This window comes from Streptomyces kunmingensis (genome assembly GCF_039533535.1).
GTDB classification, from domain to species: Bacteria; Actinomycetota; Actinomycetes; order Streptomycetales; family Streptomycetaceae; genus Streptomyces; species Streptomyces kunmingensis.
On the sequence record NZ_BAAATS010000006.1, the window covers coordinates 45,093 to 60,967 of the forward strand.

General features: G+C 72.1%; 22 protein-coding genes. 17 read left to right on the forward strand and 5 right to left on the reverse strand.

Features of this window, described 5'->3' with window-relative positions; translation table 11 throughout:
- The first annotated feature begins 2 nt into the window (after positions 1 to 2).
- The 10 genes from gvpJ to ABD366_RS08540 all read left to right on the forward strand — a co-directional run bounded on the left by gvpJ (position 3) and on the right by ABD366_RS08540 (position 5,664).
- The gene (gvpJ, locus tag ABD366_RS08495; protein ID WP_324768882.1) at positions 3 to 512 is read left to right on the forward strand and encodes a gas vesicle protein GvpJ; all 510 of its coding nucleotides are present in this window, start codon (positions 3 to 5) and stop codon (positions 510 to 512) included.
- Between the two features lie 2 nt (positions 513 to 514).
- Positions 515 to 1,270 carry a GvpL/GvpF family gas vesicle protein gene (locus ABD366_RS08500; protein ID WP_324768881.1) on the forward strand — a complete coding sequence of 252 codons (756 nt, stop codon included), beginning with the start codon at positions 515 to 517 and terminating at the stop codon, positions 1,268 to 1,270.
- 2 nt (positions 1,271 to 1,272) lie between these two features.
- Positions 1,273 to 1,527, forward strand: coding sequence for a gas vesicle protein GvpG (locus ABD366_RS08505; protein ID WP_324768879.1), 255 nt, complete (start codon positions 1,273 to 1,275; stop codon positions 1,525 to 1,527).
- Positions 1,528 to 1,532: 5 nt separating this feature from the next.
- Positions 1,533 to 2,282 carry a histone protein gene (locus ABD366_RS08510; protein WP_324768878.1) on the forward strand — a complete coding sequence of 250 codons (750 nt, stop codon included), beginning with the start codon at positions 1,533 to 1,535 and terminating at the stop codon, positions 2,280 to 2,282.
- A gap of 6 nt (positions 2,283 to 2,288) precedes the next feature.
- Positions 2,289 to 3,368, forward strand: a complete 1,080-nt coding sequence (locus ABD366_RS08515; protein ID WP_324768877.1) for an SRPBCC family protein — start codon at positions 2,289 to 2,291, stop codon at positions 3,366 to 3,368.
- Positions 3,365 to 3,742 (forward strand): gas vesicle protein, encoded by a 378-nt coding sequence (locus ABD366_RS08520; protein ID WP_324768876.1) that lies wholly within the window; start codon positions 3,365 to 3,367, stop codon positions 3,740 to 3,742. The genes ABD366_RS08515 and ABD366_RS08520 overlap by 4 nt, the downstream gene beginning before the upstream one ends.
- Positions 3,739 to 4,575: a GvpL/GvpF family gas vesicle protein gene (locus tag ABD366_RS08525; protein WP_324768874.1), complete on the forward strand. Its 837-nt coding sequence runs from the start codon at positions 3,739 to 3,741 to the stop codon at positions 4,573 to 4,575. The genes ABD366_RS08520 and ABD366_RS08525 overlap by 4 nt, the downstream gene beginning before the upstream one ends.
- A 2-nt stretch (positions 4,576 to 4,577) precedes the next feature.
- The gene (locus ABD366_RS08530) at positions 4,578 to 4,805 is read left to right on the forward strand and encodes a gas vesicle protein (protein ID WP_324768873.1); all 228 of its coding nucleotides are present in this window, start codon (positions 4,578 to 4,580) and stop codon (positions 4,803 to 4,805) included.
- Complete coding sequence (locus tag ABD366_RS08535; protein WP_324768872.1) at positions 4,802 to 5,080, forward strand: gas vesicle protein K; 279 nt, start codon at positions 4,802 to 4,804, stop codon at positions 5,078 to 5,080. The genes ABD366_RS08530 and ABD366_RS08535 overlap by 4 nt, the downstream gene beginning before the upstream one ends.
- Before the next feature lie 143 nt (positions 5,081 to 5,223).
- A complete protein-coding gene (locus tag ABD366_RS08540; RefSeq protein WP_324768870.1) occupies positions 5,224 to 5,664 on the forward strand; it encodes an Asp23/Gls24 family envelope stress response protein in 441 nt (146 codons plus the stop codon).
- Positions 5,665 to 5,671: 7 nt separating this feature from the next.
- On the opposite strand, the gene ABD366_RS08545 is transcribed toward ABD366_RS08540, so the two are convergent.
- On the reverse strand, positions 5,672 to 6,466 hold the full coding sequence (locus ABD366_RS08545; RefSeq protein WP_324768869.1) for a SigB/SigF/SigG family RNA polymerase sigma factor: 795 nt from the start codon (positions 6,464 to 6,466) through the stop codon (positions 5,672 to 5,674).
- Between the two features lie 191 nt (positions 6,467 to 6,657).
- Between ABD366_RS08545 and ABD366_RS08550 the strand changes: the two genes are divergently transcribed.
- The 3 genes from ABD366_RS08550 to ABD366_RS08560 are packed head-to-tail and all read left to right on the forward strand — an operon-like array spanning position 6,658 to position 9,100.
- Positions 6,658 to 7,461: an alpha/beta fold hydrolase gene (locus tag ABD366_RS08550; protein WP_324768925.1), complete on the forward strand. Its 804-nt coding sequence runs from the start codon at positions 6,658 to 6,660 to the stop codon at positions 7,459 to 7,461.
- The gene (locus tag ABD366_RS08555; RefSeq protein WP_324768868.1) at positions 7,461 to 8,762 is read left to right on the forward strand and encodes a PP2C family protein-serine/threonine phosphatase; all 1,302 of its coding nucleotides are present in this window, start codon (positions 7,461 to 7,463) and stop codon (positions 8,760 to 8,762) included. Before ABD366_RS08550 ends, ABD366_RS08555 begins: the two co-directional genes overlap by 1 nt.
- Positions 8,759 to 9,100, forward strand: a complete 342-nt coding sequence (locus ABD366_RS08560) for an STAS domain-containing protein (RefSeq protein WP_324768867.1) — start codon at positions 8,759 to 8,761, stop codon at positions 9,098 to 9,100. The genes ABD366_RS08555 and ABD366_RS08560 overlap by 4 nt, the downstream gene beginning before the upstream one ends.
- Positions 9,101 to 9,272: 172 nt before the next feature.
- On the opposite strand, the gene ABD366_RS08565 is transcribed toward ABD366_RS08560, so the two are convergent.
- The 4 genes from ABD366_RS08565 to ABD366_RS08580 form a co-directional block, all read right to left on the reverse strand.
- Positions 9,273 to 9,443: a hydrophobic protein gene (locus tag ABD366_RS08565; protein WP_324768866.1), complete on the reverse strand. Its 171-nt coding sequence runs from the start codon at positions 9,441 to 9,443 to the stop codon at positions 9,273 to 9,275.
- Positions 9,444 to 9,578: 135 nt separating this feature from the next.
- Positions 9,579 to 9,833 (reverse strand): DUF6332 family protein, encoded by a 255-nt coding sequence (locus ABD366_RS08570; RefSeq protein ID WP_324768864.1) that lies wholly within the window; start codon positions 9,831 to 9,833, stop codon positions 9,579 to 9,581.
- Positions 9,834 to 9,897: 64 nt separating this feature from the next.
- Positions 9,898 to 10,638, reverse strand: coding sequence for a bestrophin-like domain (locus tag ABD366_RS08575; RefSeq protein ID WP_324768863.1), 741 nt, complete (start codon positions 10,636 to 10,638; stop codon positions 9,898 to 9,900).
- A gap of 28 nt (positions 10,639 to 10,666) precedes the next feature.
- Complete coding sequence (locus ABD366_RS08580; RefSeq protein WP_324768862.1) at positions 10,667 to 12,100, reverse strand: hypothetical protein; 1,434 nt, start codon at positions 12,098 to 12,100, stop codon at positions 10,667 to 10,669.
- 423 nt (positions 12,101 to 12,523) lie between these two features.
- On the opposite strand from ABD366_RS08580, the gene dhaK reads away from it, so the two are divergent.
- The 4 genes from dhaK (at position 12,524) to ABD366_RS08600 (ending at position 15,735) form a co-directional block, all read left to right on the forward strand.
- A complete protein-coding gene (dhaK, locus tag ABD366_RS08585; RefSeq protein WP_324768861.1) occupies positions 12,524 to 13,516 on the forward strand; it encodes a dihydroxyacetone kinase subunit DhaK in 993 nt (330 codons plus the stop codon).
- Positions 13,517 to 13,560: 44 nt separating this feature from the next.
- The gene (gene dhaL / locus ABD366_RS08590) at positions 13,561 to 14,169 is read left to right on the forward strand and encodes a dihydroxyacetone kinase subunit DhaL (protein WP_324768860.1); all 609 of its coding nucleotides are present in this window, start codon (positions 13,561 to 13,563) and stop codon (positions 14,167 to 14,169) included.
- Entirely contained in the window at positions 14,166 to 14,579 is a 414-nt protein-coding gene (locus ABD366_RS08595; protein ID WP_324768858.1) for a PTS-dependent dihydroxyacetone kinase phosphotransferase subunit DhaM, read from the forward strand. The genes dhaL and ABD366_RS08595 overlap by 4 nt, the downstream gene beginning before the upstream one ends.
- Before the next feature lie 163 nt (positions 14,580 to 14,742).
- Positions 14,743 to 15,735, forward strand: a complete 993-nt coding sequence (locus ABD366_RS08600; protein ID WP_411293698.1) for a fibronectin type III domain-containing protein — start codon at positions 14,743 to 14,745, stop codon at positions 15,733 to 15,735.
- Positions 15,736 to 15,875 lie beyond the last annotated feature (140 nt).

Sequence of the window (15,875 nt, forward strand, 5' to 3'; positions counted from 1 at the left end):
CGATGACGACCACGACCTACGCCGATGAGATCGCTCCCTGCCCGCCACGCGCCGGCACGCTCTACGACGTGCTCGAACTCATCCTCGACCGGGGCATGGTGATCGACGTGTTCGTGCGCGTCTCCCTGGTCGGCATCGAGATCCTCAAGATCGACGCACGCATAGTCGTGGCGAGTGTGGACACGTATCTCCGCTTCGCGGAGGCGTGCAACCGCCTCGACCTCGAACGGGACTCGGGCAGCACCACCGTCCCCGAGCTGATCGGCGGCGGCGCCGCCAAGAAGATCGGCAAGCGCAAGGTGCGTGACGCCGCGGAGTCCGTCGGCGACACCGTCCGCAAGGTGGTGGGAGGCGGCGACGACCGCTCCGCCGGACGCTCCGATGACGAGGACGACGGCTACGACGACGCGGACGACGGAGCCGACGAGCAGTACGAGCGTCCGAAAAAGCGTCGTCCCCCGGCCCGCGGCAGCAGTGGCGGTGCGGCTCGGCGCCGCAGAGCGGAGGCGTGATCGTGCCGACCGCTTCTCTGTACGTCTACGCGGTCGTCCGGGCCGGAACCGCACTGCCCAAGGACGCCGCCGGAGTGGGCAGTCCGCCCGCCGCGCCGCGCACGGTCGATGCCGGCCCGCTGGCCGCGGTCGTCAGTGCCGCCCCCGCCCGGTTGCGCGCCCGGCGCCGCGATCTGCTGGCCCACCAGAACCTGCTGACGGAGCTGGCCGAGACCGGGCCGGTGCTGCCGATGCGCTTCGGCGCGGTGGCCCCGGACGAGTCGGCGCTGCGCGACCGGCTGGCCGCGGCGGAGGCGGAGCACCTCGCCACGCTGGAGCGGCTCGCCGGGCACGTGGAGATCAACGTCAAGGCCATGCCCGCGCACGACGCGCTGGCCGCACTGGTCGCCGGTGACGCGACGGTGCGGCGGCTGCGCGACGAAGCGCGGCGACGCCCCGGCTACGAGGCCAACGTACGTCTGGGTGAGGCCGTCGCCGCCGCCCTGTCCCGCCGGGCGGCCGAGGCAGGCCGTCGGGCCCTGCACAGTCTCGCCTCGATGGCCCGCGCGGCGGCCACCGGCCCCGATGTGCAGGGGTGCGCGCTCAACGTGTCGTTCCTCGTGGCCCGTTCGGACACCGACCGGTTCCGTGCCGCGGCCGAGCGGCTCGCCGCCGCGCACCAGGAGCACATGGAGCTCCGGCTGGCCGGGCCGCTCCCCTGCTACAGCTTCGTCGACACCCGCCCGCCGGCCCCGTCGCCCGTGGCCGGCGGGGGCTGACGATGGGGCTGATCACCGGACTCCTGCTCCTCCCCCTCGCCCCGGCCCGTGGCGTCGTCTGGGTCGCCGGACGGCTCCAGGACGCCGCGGAGCGCGAGCTGTACGACCCCGGCGTGGTGCGCGCCCAGCTCGCCGCGCTCAACCGGGACCTGGACGAGGGGCACATCTCCCTGGCCGAGTTCGAACCGGAAGAAGAGCGGCTGCTCGACCGGCTGTACGCCGCGCAGACCGGCCCGACGCCGACAAACAGAAGGTGACAGGCATGGACGACCGGAGCAAAGTGGCGCTCGCGACCGCCGTCGTGGGCGGATATGTACTGGGGCGGACCAAGAAGGGCCGACTGGCTCTGAGCGTCGCGACCTTTCTGGCGGGCCGTCGGTTCGCCCTGGAACCACGCCAGTTGGCGGCCCAGGGGATGCGCAAGCTTGCTGAGATGCCCCAGTTCGCCGAGGTGCAGGAGCAGCTCAGGGGCGAGGTGCTCGGGGCCGGCCGCCAAGCCCTGACCGCTGCGGCCAACCGGAGCATGAACACGCTGGCGGACGCGATCGGCGACCGCACGGCCCGCCTCTCCGGCACGACGCAACCCGACGACGCCGACGAAGACGATGACGATTTCGCGGACGGTTACGAGGACGAATACGACGAGGACGAAGAGCCCGACGAGGAAGGGCCGGAAGAGGAGGAGGAGCCGCCCCCGCCGCGGCCCCGGCGCAAACGAACACCCGCCTCACCGCAGAAGAAGACGCCCCAGGCCAAGAAGGCTCCGCCAGCGAAAAAGGCCCCTTCGGCGAAGAAGGCCGCCCCGGCAAAGAAGACCGCTTCGGCGAAGGAATCCGCCGCCAAAAGGCCCGCCGCGAAAAAGTCCGCTCCGGCGAAGAAGTCGCCCCCGGCCAAGAAAACCGCCGCAAAGAAGACGGCACCCGCGAAGAAGTCGACGGCGAAGAAGTCCGCCCCGAAGAAGCCGGCCTCAGCGAAGCGCACGGCCACCAAGCGCGCCGATCGGCGGAGGTAGCAGGTCATGGCAGAGAACGACAGGGACGAGTCCGCGGCATCCGAGGAATCGGGGATCGGCCGCCTCAGGGACGAGTTGTCGAAGTTCGCCGGCGCTCAGGTCCAGCACCTTGCCGAGAAGGCGGGCGACAAGCTCACCGATCTGACGGACAAGTTGAGCGACGCGGCCGAGAACGGCGGTTCGCTGACCTCCATCGGCTCGCGCGTGCTCCAAGGAGAGTCCCCGGTCAAGGCGTTCGTCTCGGAAAAGGCCAAGGGAGCCAAGGACGCGGTGGTGGACAAGGCGAAGGACGCCTTCGGTGGTGGCGGCGGCAAGGGCAAGCGCAAGTCCGGCGACAGCAAGGTCATGAACATCATCGAGGTCCTCGACGTGGGCGTGCCGTTGCGCACCGCCTATGACGCGTGGACGCAGTACGAGCAGTTCAGCAGCTTCACCAAAGGCGTGCGCTCCGTGTCGACGAGCGACGAGACGCAGAGCGACTGGAAGGTCAAGGTCGGGCCCTCATCGCGCAGCTTCAAGGCCACGGTGCAGGAGCAGATCCCCGACGACCGGATCGTGTGGACCTCCGAGGGCGCCAAGGGCACCACCCGCGGCGCCGTCAGCTTCCACGAGCTGGCGCCGACGCTGACCCGGATCGTTCTGGTCGTGGAGTACTACCCGTCCGGGTTCTTCGAGAAGACGGGCAATCTCTGGCGGGCCCAGGGCCGCCGTCTGCGCCTGGACTTCAAGCACTTCCAGCGGTACGTCACGCTCACCGAGGAGGAGCCGGAGGGCTGGCGCGGCGAGATCCGGGACGGCGAGGTCGTCCTCTCCCACGAGGACGCCGTCGAACAGGAGGAGCAGGAAGAGGCGGAAGGGGAGGAAGGGGCGGAGGACGCCGAGGACCAAGACGCCGAGGACCAGGACGAGTACGACAGCGGCTACGACGACGAGTACGCCGAAGAGGAGCCCGACGAGGAAGAGGAAGACGAGGAAGCGGACGCGGACGACGACGAAGCAGCCGAGGACGATGACGAGGACGACGAGGAGGAGCCGCCCGCTCCGAGGCGTCCGAGCCGTAAGCGCCGGACGGGGGCGTCACGGTGACCGACCTCGACTTCAGGCCGGAGCCGCAGCCGGTGCCGGGCCCGACGACGACCAACCTGGCCGACATCCTGGAGCGGGTGCTGGACAAAGGGATCGTCATCGCGGGCGACATCAAGATCGACCTCCTCGACATCGAACTGCTCACCATCCGGCTCCGGCTCTTCGTCGCGTCCGTCGACACCGCGAAGAAGGCGGGCATCGACTGGTGGGAGACGGACCCGGCGCTGAGTTCGCGGGCTTCGCGCAGCGCGTTGCAGGACGAGAACCGCGAACTGCGCGAGCGGTTGGAGGCCTTGGAGGAAACGTCCGGCACAGCGGACAGGAAAAAAGCGGACAAGAAAGCGAACGGGAAAGAGGAGCACCGGCAGACATGACGCACTCCGACTCCCCCGCGCGGGTCCCGGACTCCGGCGCCACCTACGTGTTCGCCGTGTGCCGCGACACCCGCGCCGTCAACTCGGCCGATCTCACCGGCCTTTCGGGTATGCCCGGAGGCGGGCGGGTACGGCTGATCGCCTCCGGGGCGCTGACGGCCGTGGCCCAGACGGTGCCGGCCGCCGACTTCACCGACGAGGTCTGGCAACCGCGCCTTTCGGACCGTCGGGAGATCGAGCGGTACGCGCGCGCCCACCACGAGGTGGTGTCCGCGGCGGCGGCCGCCGGCCCGGTGGTTCCTCTCCCCCTCGCCACTCTGTACCTCGACGACGAGCGGGTCCGCCGTGTCCTGGCGGACGAGGCGGCGCGCTTCCACGGCGCGCTGCAACGCGTCGCGCACCACGCGGAGTGGGGCGTGAAGGTGTACCGGTCCGTGGCGCCGCCGGAGCGGCCGGCCCCCGTGCCGGAGCGTCCCGTCGCCGCGTCGGCGCCCCGCCGCGGTGCCCCGGCGCCGGGTGCCGGGCTCGCCTATCTGAACCGCAAGCGTGGGGTCCACGACCGGCGGGAGCGGCGCCGTGAGGAGGCGTTGGGCGTCGCGGAGTCGGTCGACGCCGAGTTGCGTGAGCTGGCGGCCGCCTCGCGCCGGCTCCGCACCCACGGCGCGGCCCTCACCGGCGAGCAACGTGTGCACGTACTGAATGCCACGTATCTGGTCGCCGCGGACCGGGCGGACGAGCTCAGGCGGGCGGTCGGGGCGCTGCGCGAACGCACGGACGCGCAGATCGAGTTGTCGGGTCCCTGGGTTCCGTACTCCTTCGTGGGCGAGGTGTGACCGTGGATCGGGATGTGGTGGCGTGGGACAGTCCGGAACCTCTGAGCGGTCCGCTGGGGGTGCCGCTCGTGGATCTGTTGGACCGCGTGCTGGCGACCGGGGTGGTGGTCAGCGGCGACCTCGTCATCGCGATCGCCGATGTGCCGCTCGTCCGGCTGTCGCTGCACGCGCTCCTGTCCTCGGTCAACGAGCGGGTGCCGGCTCCGTGGGCGGACGGGGGTCCCCTGTGACGGACTCCCGCGTCGACCTCGACTCCGAGAAGATGGGCCGCGACCTGGTGGCCCTGGTGCTGACCGTGGTCGAGCTGCTGCGGCAGCTGATGGAACGGCAGGCCATCCGCCGCGTCGAGCAGGGCGATCTGAGTGACGAGCAGGTCGAGGAGATCGGGACGACCCTCATGCTGCTCGACGAGCGCATGCGGGAACTCTGCGACCGGCACGGGGTGGGCCCGGAGGACCTGAACCTCGACCTCGGCCCCCTCGGCTCCCTCCTCCCCCGCGACTGAGAGCCTGTCCACCCGCCCCGGCCCGCGCAGGGCCTCGCAGGCGCTCACTCGGATGGCGGACCGCGACCGGTGGGCGCAGAGTGAGGGAGGGGACCCACGGGCGGGCGCTCCCGTCCGTGCCGGCGACTCACTGTGAGGCGGCCATGTCCGACATCGCAATCGGAAGCGGCAGCACGACGACAGGAAGTGCGCAGAAGGGCGGCACCCGCGGCACGACGAGCATCGCCGACGGTGTCATAGCCACCATCGCCGGGATCGCCGTCCGGGAGACGGACGGTGTCCGCGCGGTCGGCAAGGGCGCGGCGAAGGCGCTGGGTGCGGTCAGGAGCCGGATGCCCGGATCCCCGGACCCCGGGCAGTCGGTCAAGGTGGAGCGGGACGAGGAGAAGGTCTCGGTCGGCGTCGATGTCGAGGTCGAGTACGGGGTGCTGATCCACGAGCTCGCGGATCAGATACGTACCCATGTCATCGACGCGGTCGAGACGATGACCGGACTCGACGTGAACGAGATCAACATCAACGTCTTCGACGTGCACATCCCGGACGACGACGAGGACGCGGACGCGGACGCGGACGACCAGTAAGGCTGGATCAGGCGGCCCGCTGGTGGAAGACGTCCCGGTTGGCGTGGTCGCGGACCTTCGCGCAGCTACGGGTGATGAGACGCGAGACGTGCATCTGCGAGATGCCGACCCGCTCGGCGATACCGGCCTGGGTCATGTCCTCGAAGTAGCGCAGGTAGAGGATGGTGCGTTCGCGCTCGGGCAGGGCCCTGAGCCCTTCCTTGGCGGCTTCCCGGTCCGCTATGACGTCGTAGCCGGGCTCGGTGTGCCCCAGGGTGTCGGCGATGCTGAGACCGTCGGCGGCCGCGCCCGACTCGGCGTCCAGGGACAGGGAGCTGTAGCTCTCCAGCGCCTCCATCCCGTCGCGAACCTCGTCCGGGGTCAGCCCGGCCTGCGCGGCGATCTCGTCCGTGCCCGCCTCTCCGGCGTGGCCGGGCCGGTCCATGACGTCGCGGCGCGCGACACGGACCTTGTTGCGCAGGTCCTGCACCCGGCGCGGGACCCGCACGTCCCAGGTGTGGTCGCGGAAGTGGCGGCGCAGCTCCCCGGTGATGGTGGGGACCGCGTAGGACTCGAAGGCGCCGCGTGCGGGGTCGTACCGGTCGACGGCCTTGACCAGCCCCATGGCGGCGACCTGCTTGAGGTCCTCCAGGTTCTCGCCGCGGTTGCGGAACTTCGTGGCGAGGCGGTGGGCCATGGGCAGCCAGGCCTCCACCAACTCCTGGCTCAGGAGGTCGCGTTCGGGACCCTCGGGAGCGGCGGCCAGGCGGTGGAAGGCCTCGGCGGTCTCGGGCGCGTCATCGTGCAGTCGGCGTTCGGCCATCAGGATGTCCTCCTATCGCTGCTTCCGGCAGAGAGTGACCGTGAAGAAGCAGCGGGGGCCCGCATCCGGGCACAGTGCTCCCCCACGGATGCGCCTGTGGTCCCAAGCACTGACAACCGCCTGCCCTTGGCCCCGGGCGGCAAACAGGGGCACCTGCTGCGGCCTCCGGAGGAGCTGGGATCATGGCTTGCATGGACATCCTCCGCAGGAACAACGTCACCGTGACCGGGAACCCTCAGGGACCGGCGGTGGTGCTGGCCCACGGCTTCGGCTGCGACCAGAACATGTGGCGGCTGACCGTGCCCGCGCTGGAGCGGGACCACCGTGTGGTGCTCTTCGACTACGTCGGCGCCGGTGGCTCGGACCTGTCCGCGTTCTCGGCGGACCGCTACGGCTCGCTGGACGGCTACGCACAGGATGTGGTGGAGGTCTGCGAGCGGCTCGACCTGCGCGACGCGGTGTTCGTGGGCCACTCGGTCAGTTCGATGATCGGTGTGCTGGCCGCCCGGCAGGCACCCGACCGCATCGGGGCGCTCGTGATGGTGGCCCCGTCCCCGCGGTACATCGACGACGTGGGATATCGGGGCGGGTTCAGCGAGGCCGACATCGAGGAGCTCCTGGAGTCCTTGGACGCGAACTACCTGGGCTGGTCGGCGGCGATGGCTCCGCTGATCATGGGCAACCCCGAGCGGCCCGAGCTCGGTGAGGAGCTCAAGAACAGCTTCTGCGCCACCGACCCGGAGATGGCGCATGTGTTCGCGCGGACCACGTTCCTGTCGGACACCCGCGACGAGCTGAAGGGCGTACGGGTGCCGACGCTGATCCTGGAGTGCACCCAGGACGCCATCGCCCCCCGCGAGGTCGGTGCCTTCGTGCACGAGGCGGTGCCGGATTCGACGCTGGTCACGCTCGACGCGACCGGCCACTGCCCGCACCTGTCCGCACCCGAGGCCACCAATGCGGCGATCACCGCGTTCCTGGCAGGTCTGCGGTGATGAGCTGCACCGGGCCCGGGCCCGAGGAGGCCGGCGGCGGGACGGCTCCGGCCCCGACGTTCGCCGACCTTTTGGAGGACAGCCCCGAGGATCTGTACGACAACGCGCCGTGCGGGTATCTGTCCACACTGATGGACGGCACCATCGTGAAGCTCAACGACACCCTGCTGGGCTGGCTGGGGCTCGAACGCAAGGCGATCGTGGGGCAGTTGCGGTTCACGGACCTGCTGCCCGTCGGTGGCAGGCTGTACCACGAGACGCACTTCGCGCCGCTGCTGCGCATGCAGGGCGAGATCAGCGGAGTGGCCCTCGAACTGAAGCGGGCCGACGGCGCCCGGCTGCCGGTGCTGGTCTCAGGCGTGGTCAAGTACGGCAGCACCGGGACGCCCCTGCTGACCCGTATCACCGTTTTCGACGCCACCGACCGGCGTGCCTACGAGACGGAGCTGCTGCGCAGCCGCAAGGCCGCCGAGGAATCCGCGCGGCAGGCCCGCGCCGACCGGGCCCGGCTGCAACAGGCGCTGGCCGTGCTCCAGCAGTCGCTGCTGCCCTCGACGCTGCCGGAGATCCCCGGAATGGAGGCGGCCGGCTACTACCACACCGCCTCCCCCGACCGGCTCGGCGGCGACTTCTACGACGTCTTCCCGCTGGACGACAGGCGTTTCGCCTTCTTCCTCGGTGACGTCTGCGGCAAGGGCCCCGAGGCGGCCGCGGTCACCTCGCTGACCCGGTACACCCTGCGCGCCGCCGCCCTGCACGACCCTGACCCGGTGGCCGCCCTGACGACGCTCAACCAGGTCCTGCACGAGCGGTACTCCGGCGTCGACCCGCGCTTCTGCACCGCCATCTTCGGCGTCCTGGAACCCTCTCCCGACACCGGACACGTCACGGTCCTGCTCGCCTCCGGAGGCCATCCGCCGGCGCTCGTCCTGCGCGCCGCCGGCACCGCCGACTTCCTGCACACCCCCGGCGGACTCCTCGTCGGGGCGCTGCCCGATCCCCGCTTCTCCGCCGCCACCACCACCCTCGCCCCCGGCGACACGCTCCTGCTCTACACCGACGGTGTCATCGAGGCCCGCACCGGACCCGACCGCTCGTCCCTCTTCGGGGACGAGGCCCTGCGCGCGTTCACCGCCGAGCACGCCGGCTCCGCCAGGACCGTCATCGCCGCGCTGAGCGGCCTGTTGAGCGGCCTCGGTGACGGCCTCGACGACGACACCGCCCTGCTCGCGCTCGGCGTACCCACGCCCGCGTCCACGTCCGCATCCACGTCCGCTCCGACGCCGAAGAACACTCCATGAGCCCGTTGAAGATCACCGCCGAAGACGGCGCCACCGGTCCCGTCCTGAGAATCGCCGGGGACCTCGACCACGACACCGCCCCGGAACTGCGCGGGCTGCTGCCCACGATCGTCCTGCGGCCGGGCCAGAGCCTGGTCCTCGACCTCGCCGCGATGCCGTTCTGCGACTCCAGCGGGGTGAGCGCCCTGATCGCCGCGCACAATCACGCCCTCGCGGCCGGCGCCGGCATCGCTCTGGTCGCCGTCCCCGCCAACACCCTGCGGATCCTGCGCATCGTCGGCCTCGACCAGGTCTTCGCGATCCACCCGGACCTCGCGACGGCGACCCGCGCGGGCTGACGCCGGGCCGGACATGACCTCAGGGCCATCACGGGGGTGGGGCCCGGTCATGGCGGAGGGGTGGGCCGGCCGTCCCAGGCCGGGCCCACCCCTCCGGCACGCGCGCCACCGCCGGTGGCGCCGTGCCGCTCAGGCGCGTGTTCGCGCGTGTGCGGAGCTCATCCGAAGTACCTCACCATCGGTACCAGCGGCCCTTGCGGCTGCCGCTCGCGGCGGGCCGGATCACGAAACCGAGCAGCCACACCACCAGCACGATGATCGCGATCCACCACAGCGCCTTCAACGCGAAACCCGCGCCGAAGAGGATCAGAGCCAGAAGAAGAACCAGAAGCAGGGGAACCATCGTTATCGACCTCCTGGCCCTCGTGTGCTCCCACCCTGACCCGACAAACACACAACAGGCGCGTTACTTTCACGAGTTGCGGGGCATGTGCCCGCCCCGCGACCGCGTGGGCCGCCCACCGCAGAGCGGGCGAGGTCAGCGCCCCAGCCGCCGGTGCGCGTCGAACCTGAGCAGCACCCGCACGACGCGCCACACCCCGGCGACCCCGGCCAGGACGGCGCCGGGCACGAGGACCGTCTTGCGCGCCGGCCCGGAGACGTCGGCCACCAGTACGGGGATCAGGAACGCCGCGAACACGAGCGCGGCCAGCACGGCGGCCGTGACCAGAGCGAACATGATCTCCACCGTCATCGCGTCCTTCTCCGCACGCGATTCACGCCCCATATCCATGCCGCAAGTCGTATCAGACCCGCGCGAGGAGCCGCACCCGACCACCGCCGGGCCGGGGTGCGGATCAGAAGTGACGGGTGAACGGGGTCGGGTCGACGGCGAACAACCCGGAGAAGGGGCTGTCGAGTTGATAGATGAGGAGCACGGTGAAGGTGATCAGGGCGGACAGGCCCGCCACCATCACGACGTGCGTGAAGCTGCGCGTCACACCGAACAGGAACATGAAGGCGATGGTGAGGACACCGCCGACGATCAGGCCGAACCAGAGCACCGGTGACAGTTCCTCCGTGGAGTCGGCCTCGCGGCCGCGGCGGGCCTCGTCCAGAGTGCTCAGCTGCGCCAGGATCTCCTGCCCCGTGGCCTGTTGGGCGGGTGTGGCGTCCGCCGGGACCTGACCCGTCGCGCGCACCTCGTCCAGCATGCGCCAGCCCTCCCGGCCCAGCGGGGCCTTCTCGGCCATGGCGGGCCACTCCACGTCGGTGACGTGCCGGGTGTAGGTCTCGATCTCGTCGCGCATCCGGCCGGCCCGCTCGGCGGGCAGGCCCGCGGCGAGGAGATGGATCTGGTGCGCCGCGCTCGCTTCGGTGGCGGTGTGGTCCTCGGCGCCGGACTGCGCGTCCCAGACCGACACCAGGGAGAGGCCCAGGACGAGGGCGTACAGGACGCCGACCATCATGGAGATGTACTCGGCCACGTCCTCGCGGGGTTCGTCGTCCGGGCCCGGCGGCCAGAAGCGGTGTCTGACCAGGACGACGGCCGCGGCGAGCGCGGCGACGCCGAGGACGATGGCGAGACTTTCGATCATCGGGGGATCCCGTTCCGTGGTCGCACGGTCAGAGCCGGCGGGAGCCGAACACCGCGGCGGCGATGGCCGCGGGCAGCAGGATGAGGAACAGCGCGGCGAGCACGCCCAGGCCGGTGGGGGTGTGGTCCTGCCGGACGAAGCGGCTGAGCAGCGAGCGGCGCGGCCGGGTCTCCTCCGGCACGGCGGCCGGGGGCTCTGCGGCCGTCGGCTCGGCGGGCGGCGCCACCGCCGCCGGTTCACGGGGCTTCTCGGGCTTGGCCGGATCGGCCGGATCGGCGGGATCGGCGGGATCGGCCGGATCGGCGGGATCGGCGGGATCGGCGGGATCGGCCGGATTCGCGGGGCGGGCCAAATCGGGCGCGACGCCGGGCGCGGGCCCTGTCCGTACGGCCGCACCGGGCTGCGGGACTCCGGGCAGCATGACGCCGGGCAGCGCGAGGCCCGGGGCGGGGACGAGGCCGGGCGCCGCGATGCTCCATGGCAGCGGCTTCGGGGGCAGCAGCGCGGCGATGGGCGACACCGGACCCGGTGGCCCGGGGACCGGCTGCCCGCCGGGCGGCACAGGCGCCGGGGGCCGCGGCTTGGGGGGAGCGCCGGGCGCGGTGGCCCGGAGCGTGAAGCGTGCGGAGGCCCACGCGGTGAGCCGCGGGGCCGGTACCGGTCCGCCGCGGGGATCGAGGGTGCGCAGCAGGTCGCTGCCGTCGGCCCGGCCCCTGCTGACGTACGTGCCCGGGGGACGCCGTACCACGGCCGTGCACACGGCCTGCCCTCCGGCCGCGAGGTGTGCGACGACCGGCTGTCCGCCCGCGCAGGTGATCCGGTCCGGGGCGAGCGCCCGGGCGCTGCGCTCCGGGAGGAGCGTCCGGTCCGTGACCCGGACGCCGTGGACGGTCCGGTTGCCGCGGTTGACGACGACGTAGCGGACCTCGGCCTGTCCCGGGCCGGTGACGCGCGCCGTCTCCGTCAGGGACAGGGCCGCGCCGACGCCCGCGTAGCCGGACCGGGCGCTCGCCTGCACGGTGGCGCGCAGCAGGCGCACGTTGCCGACCGCCCGGACGTCACCGATCCAGGCTCCCGGGCGTGCGGGCCCGGTCGCCGTGCAGCGCACCGAGTGCATCCCGGTCAGTAGCGGCACCCGGTCCAGGCCGCCGGGGCAGCGGATCGCGGCGCCCGGCATCGCGGGGTCCCGCACCCGCAGGTCGCGCAGGTCGGCGCCGCCGCGGTTGACGAGACGGTACGACTTGACGACCTCGGCGCCGGTCCGGATACCGGGGTTGAGGGCGCCCAGGCCGGGCCGGGTGTTGACCGTGACGACGAGGCCGAGGCCGCGCGTTCCGGTGCCGTCGGCGGCGGAGGGCCCGGCGGCCGACCAGCAGCCCGTGGCCAGGAGAAGGCAGACCAGCAGCCACCGCGCCGACCGCTCCGGCCCCGTGGCTCGCGCACCCTTTCGTCCGATGATCACATCGGCATGGTGGCCATGGACCACCGCCCCGGCCGGCCCCGGCGCGCGTACACGCCCGGTCATTCACCCGAGCAGCGGCAACGGCCCTGCCGAGCGGCCCGGCGGCGGTTCTACTGCTTGAGGGCTGACCGACCGGGATCCGGCGCTCGACATCGACGTCGACGCGGGCGGTGCGCGGTCCGTGTCCTCGGCCGTCGCCGTCAGCAACTCCTTCGGCTTCGGCGGCCACAACGCGGCGGTGGTCCTGGCCCGCGACTGAGCCGGCGGCGCGGGCCCCGGCCTGGTGACCGGCAGTCGCGTCGGTCGTGAGGGGCGCCCGACGCGAGGCCTTTGCCGATACTGGCGTTGGATGGACAACAGCAGATCACCATGGCAGGACTGGGCAGGCACTGCCCACGCCACCCACGCCACTCGGAGGAACCAGTGAAAATGTTGATCAATGTGGCCGAGTCCGTCGTCAGCGACGCCCTGCGCGGGATGGCGGCCGCCCATCCCGAGCTGACCGTGGACGTCGACAACCGGGTGATCCTGCGCCGGGACGCGCCGGTCGCCGGAAAGGTGGCGCTGGTGTCGGGCGGCGGGTCGGGGCACGAGCCGCTGCACGGTGGGTTCGTGGGCCCGGGGATGCTGTCCGCGGCCTGTCCGGGTGAGGTGTTCACCTCTCCGGTGCCCGATCAGATGGTGCGGGCCGCCGCCGCGGTGGACAGCGGGGCGGGCGTGCTGTTCATCGTGAAGAACTACACCGGTGACGTGCTCAACTTCGACATGGCGGCCGAACTCGCCGAGGACGAGGGCATCCAGGTAGCCAAGGTGCTGGTCAACGACGACGTCGCGGTGGTCGACAGCCTCTACACGGCCGGACGGCGCGGCACCGGCGCGACCCTGTTCGTGGAGAAGATCGCGGGCGCCGCCGCCGAGGAGGGGCAGCCGCTGGAGCGGGTCGAGGCGCTGGCCCGGCAGGTCAATGAGAGTGCGCGGAGTTTCGGGGTGGCGCTGGGCGCGTGCACCACGCCCGCGAAGGGGTCGCCCACGTTCGATCTGCCGTCCGGGGAGCTGGAGTTGGGCATCGGCATCCACGGCGAGCCCGGCCGCGAGCGGCGTCCCATGATGACGTCCGGGGAGATCGCCGACTTCGCCGTCGACGCCGTCCTGGCGGACCTGAACCCGACCAGCCCCGTCCTCGTCCTCGTCAACGGCATGGGGGCGACGCCGCTGCTGGAGCTGTACGGGTTCAACGCCGAGGTGCAGCGGGTGCTCGGCGAGCGCGGCGTACCCGTAGCCCGCACCCTCGTCGGCAACTACGTCACGTCCCTCGACATGGCCGGCGCCTCTGTCACCCTGTGCCAGGTGGACGAGGAACTGCTGCGCCTGTGGGACGCGCCGGTCAGCACGGCGGGCCTGCGCTGGGGCATGTGACGGCCGCCCCTCTCGTCAACGTACCTACCACGCAAGGAGACCATGTGCTCGACGCCGACTTCTTCCGGCGCTGGATGGCGGCGACCGCGGCTGCGGTGGACCGCGAGTCCGCCCGGCTCACCGAACTCGACTCGCCGATCGGCGACGCGGACCACGGCAGCAATCTGCAGCGCGGTTTCACCGCCGTGCGGGCCACCCTCGACAAGGACGCGCCCGACACGCCGGGGGCCGTACTCACGCTGGCCGGACGGCAGTTGATCTCGACGGTGGGCGGAGCGTCGGGGCCGCTGTACGGGACGCTGCTGCGGCGCACCGGCAAGACGCTGGGCGACGCCGCGCAGGTGAGTGAGGCCGAGCTGGCACAGGCGCTGCGCGTCGGGGTGGACGCCGTGGCCGCGCTCGGCGGGGCCGCGCCCGGCGACAAGACCATGCTGGACGCGCTGGTGCCTGCGGTGGAAGCGCTCGATGGCGGCGACTTCGCCGCGGCGCGCTCCGCGGCCGAGCACGGCGCGGAGGCGACCACTCCGCTCCAGGCCCGCAAGGGCCGCGCCAGCTATCTCGGCGAGCGCAGCATCGGGCACCAGGATCCCGGCGCCACGTCGTCGGCGCTGCTGATCGCCGCGCTGGCCGAGACCGCCGGGGAGGCCTCGTGACCGCCCCCGACAAGCCCGTCGGCGTCGTGCTCGTGTCGCACAGCCGGGACGTCGCCGAGTCCGTGGCGCGCCTCACCATGGGGCTCGCCGGAGGCGGGACCACCGCCCCCGTGGCCGCGGCCGGCGGCACGGAGGACGGCGGCTTCGGTACGAGTGCGGAGCGGATCTCGGCGGCGGCCGCGGAGGTCGACCGCGGCTCGGGCGTCGCGGTCCTGGTGGACCTCGGCAGCGCGGTCCTCACCGTGAAGGCACTGCTCGCCGAGGGCGACGAACTCCCCGAGGGCACACGCCTGGTGGACGCCCCGTTCCTGGAGGGCGCGGTGGCCGCGGTGGTCTCCGCCTCGGCGGGGGCGGACCTGGACGCGGTCGTGGCGGCGGCGTCGGAGGCGTACACGTACCGCAAGGAGTGAGAGCTCCCTTTCAGGAGAATTCGCGGCAAGTGGGCCGTGTCCCGGCAGGACTGGGGCACGGCCCACTTGCCGCCGCCCTCTTGATGGGGACCCGTCACTCGTGCCATACAGGAGACCTACAGGTCTGAACCAATCCCGTCCGTCTCGAGCGGAAGGCACACCCGTGCGACGCGTCCCCCCACGCACTCTGCTCCCCCGCGCGGCCTGCGCCGTCGCGCTGCTGACGGTCCTGACCGGCTGCGGCCTGTTCCCGGACGACGACAAGGCCGGCGGGCCCGCCCTGACCGAACCGGTCGGCGTCACGGCGCAGGCCGGCAGCGCCACATCCGTGCACGTCATGTGGAACCGGCCCGTGAGCACCACGGACGTCACCGGGTACGAGGTGTACCGGGGCTCGGTGCGCGTCAAGGAACTGAGCGCCGAGCAGCACATGGTGGACGTCACCGGTCTGCGCGCGAAGTCCCGCTACGAGTTCACGGTCCGTGCCCGCGGCAAGGACGGCTCCCTGGGTCCGGCGAGCCGCCGCGTCACCGTCACCACCCCGGCCGCGGTCGCCGCGGACGGCTCCGCGCCGAGCCGGCCGGAGGGGCTGCGCGGGCACGTCGACGGCGGGCGGGCGGTGACCCTGTCGTGGCGGAAGGCGGCGGACGACAGGAGCGTCGTCTCGTACGACATCTACCAGGGCACGACGAAGATCCACAGCGTCGGAGGTACGCAGACACGCGCGCTGCTGACCGGGCTGCGGCCGGGCACCGCCTACAAGTTCAGCGTGCGGGCGCGGGACGCCGCCGACAACGTCTCCGCCGCGAGCGACCCGGTGCGGCTGACCACGGCGCGCGGCAAGAACGAGGGGCCTGGGACCGCCCCGGACGACTTCCGCGCCACGACACGGCGCGCGGACGGCGCGTACTACATCGACCTCGCCTGGACACCGCCGGAGACCGGGGGCGAGGTCCCGGCGTACCAGGTCTTCCTGGACGGTGAGCAGGCGACGACGGTGATGTGGGGGGAGAGTGCGCCCCCGGACGCGGCGAAGTACAGCTTCTACATCGGCAAGGACGCGGGCGCCCGGCACCGGGTGAAGATCCGTGGACAGCTGCCGGACGGGACGTGGGGCGCGTTCTCACCGGAGCGCACGGTGACGACGGGCGGGTAGGGACGCCAGCACGCGTACGGAAGGCAAGGGCCGGACGATGGAATCCGTCACCGGCCCGGCCGCCGTCCGCATGCGCGCGCGGCCGTACGTGCGTTGGGTGAACGGCAGGCAGCACGGGCTTTGCCGATTCGGGCGGGGCA

Bases quoted from the DNA above. Each gene is read 5' to 3' on its own strand.
- ABD366_RS08525 (WP_324768874.1), top strand. From the start codon at position 3,739: ATGACGCACTCCGACTCCCCCGCGCGGGTCCCGGACTCCGGCGCCACC.
- ABD366_RS08540 (WP_324768870.1), top strand. From the start codon at position 5,224: ATGTCCGACATCGCAATCGGAAGCGGCAGCACGACGACAGGAAGTGCG.
- ABD366_RS08550 (WP_324768925.1), top strand. From the start codon at position 6,658: ATGGACATCCTCCGCAGGAACAACGTCACCGTGACCGGGAACCCTCAG.
- gvpJ (WP_324768882.1), top strand. From the start codon at position 3: ATGACGACCACGACCTACGCCGATGAGATCGCTCCCTGCCCGCCACGC.
- ABD366_RS08560 (WP_324768867.1), top strand. From the start codon at position 8,759: ATGAGCCCGTTGAAGATCACCGCCGAAGACGGCGCCACCGGTCCCGTC.
- ABD366_RS08570 (WP_324768864.1), bottom strand. From the start codon at position 9,833: ATGGATATGGGGCGTGAATCGCGTGCGGAGAAGGACGCGATGACGGTG.
- ABD366_RS08515 (WP_324768877.1), top strand. From the start codon at position 2,289: ATGGCAGAGAACGACAGGGACGAGTCCGCGGCATCCGAGGAATCGGGG.
- ABD366_RS08545 (WP_324768869.1), bottom strand. From the start codon at position 6,466: ATGGCCGAACGCCGACTGCACGATGACGCGCCCGAGACCGCCGAGGCC.
- ABD366_RS08575 (WP_324768863.1), bottom strand. From the start codon at position 10,638: ATGATCGAAAGTCTCGCCATCGTCCTCGGCGTCGCCGCGCTCGCCGCG.
- ABD366_RS08565 (WP_324768866.1), bottom strand. From the start codon at position 9,443: ATGGTTCCCCTGCTTCTGGTTCTTCTTCTGGCTCTGATCCTCTTCGGC.
- ABD366_RS08505 (WP_324768879.1), top strand. From the start codon at position 1,273: ATGGGGCTGATCACCGGACTCCTGCTCCTCCCCCTCGCCCCGGCCCGT.
- ABD366_RS08510 (WP_324768878.1), top strand. From the start codon at position 1,533: ATGGACGACCGGAGCAAAGTGGCGCTCGCGACCGCCGTCGTGGGCGGA.
- ABD366_RS08555 (WP_324768868.1), top strand. From the start codon at position 7,461: ATGAGCTGCACCGGGCCCGGGCCCGAGGAGGCCGGCGGCGGGACGGCT.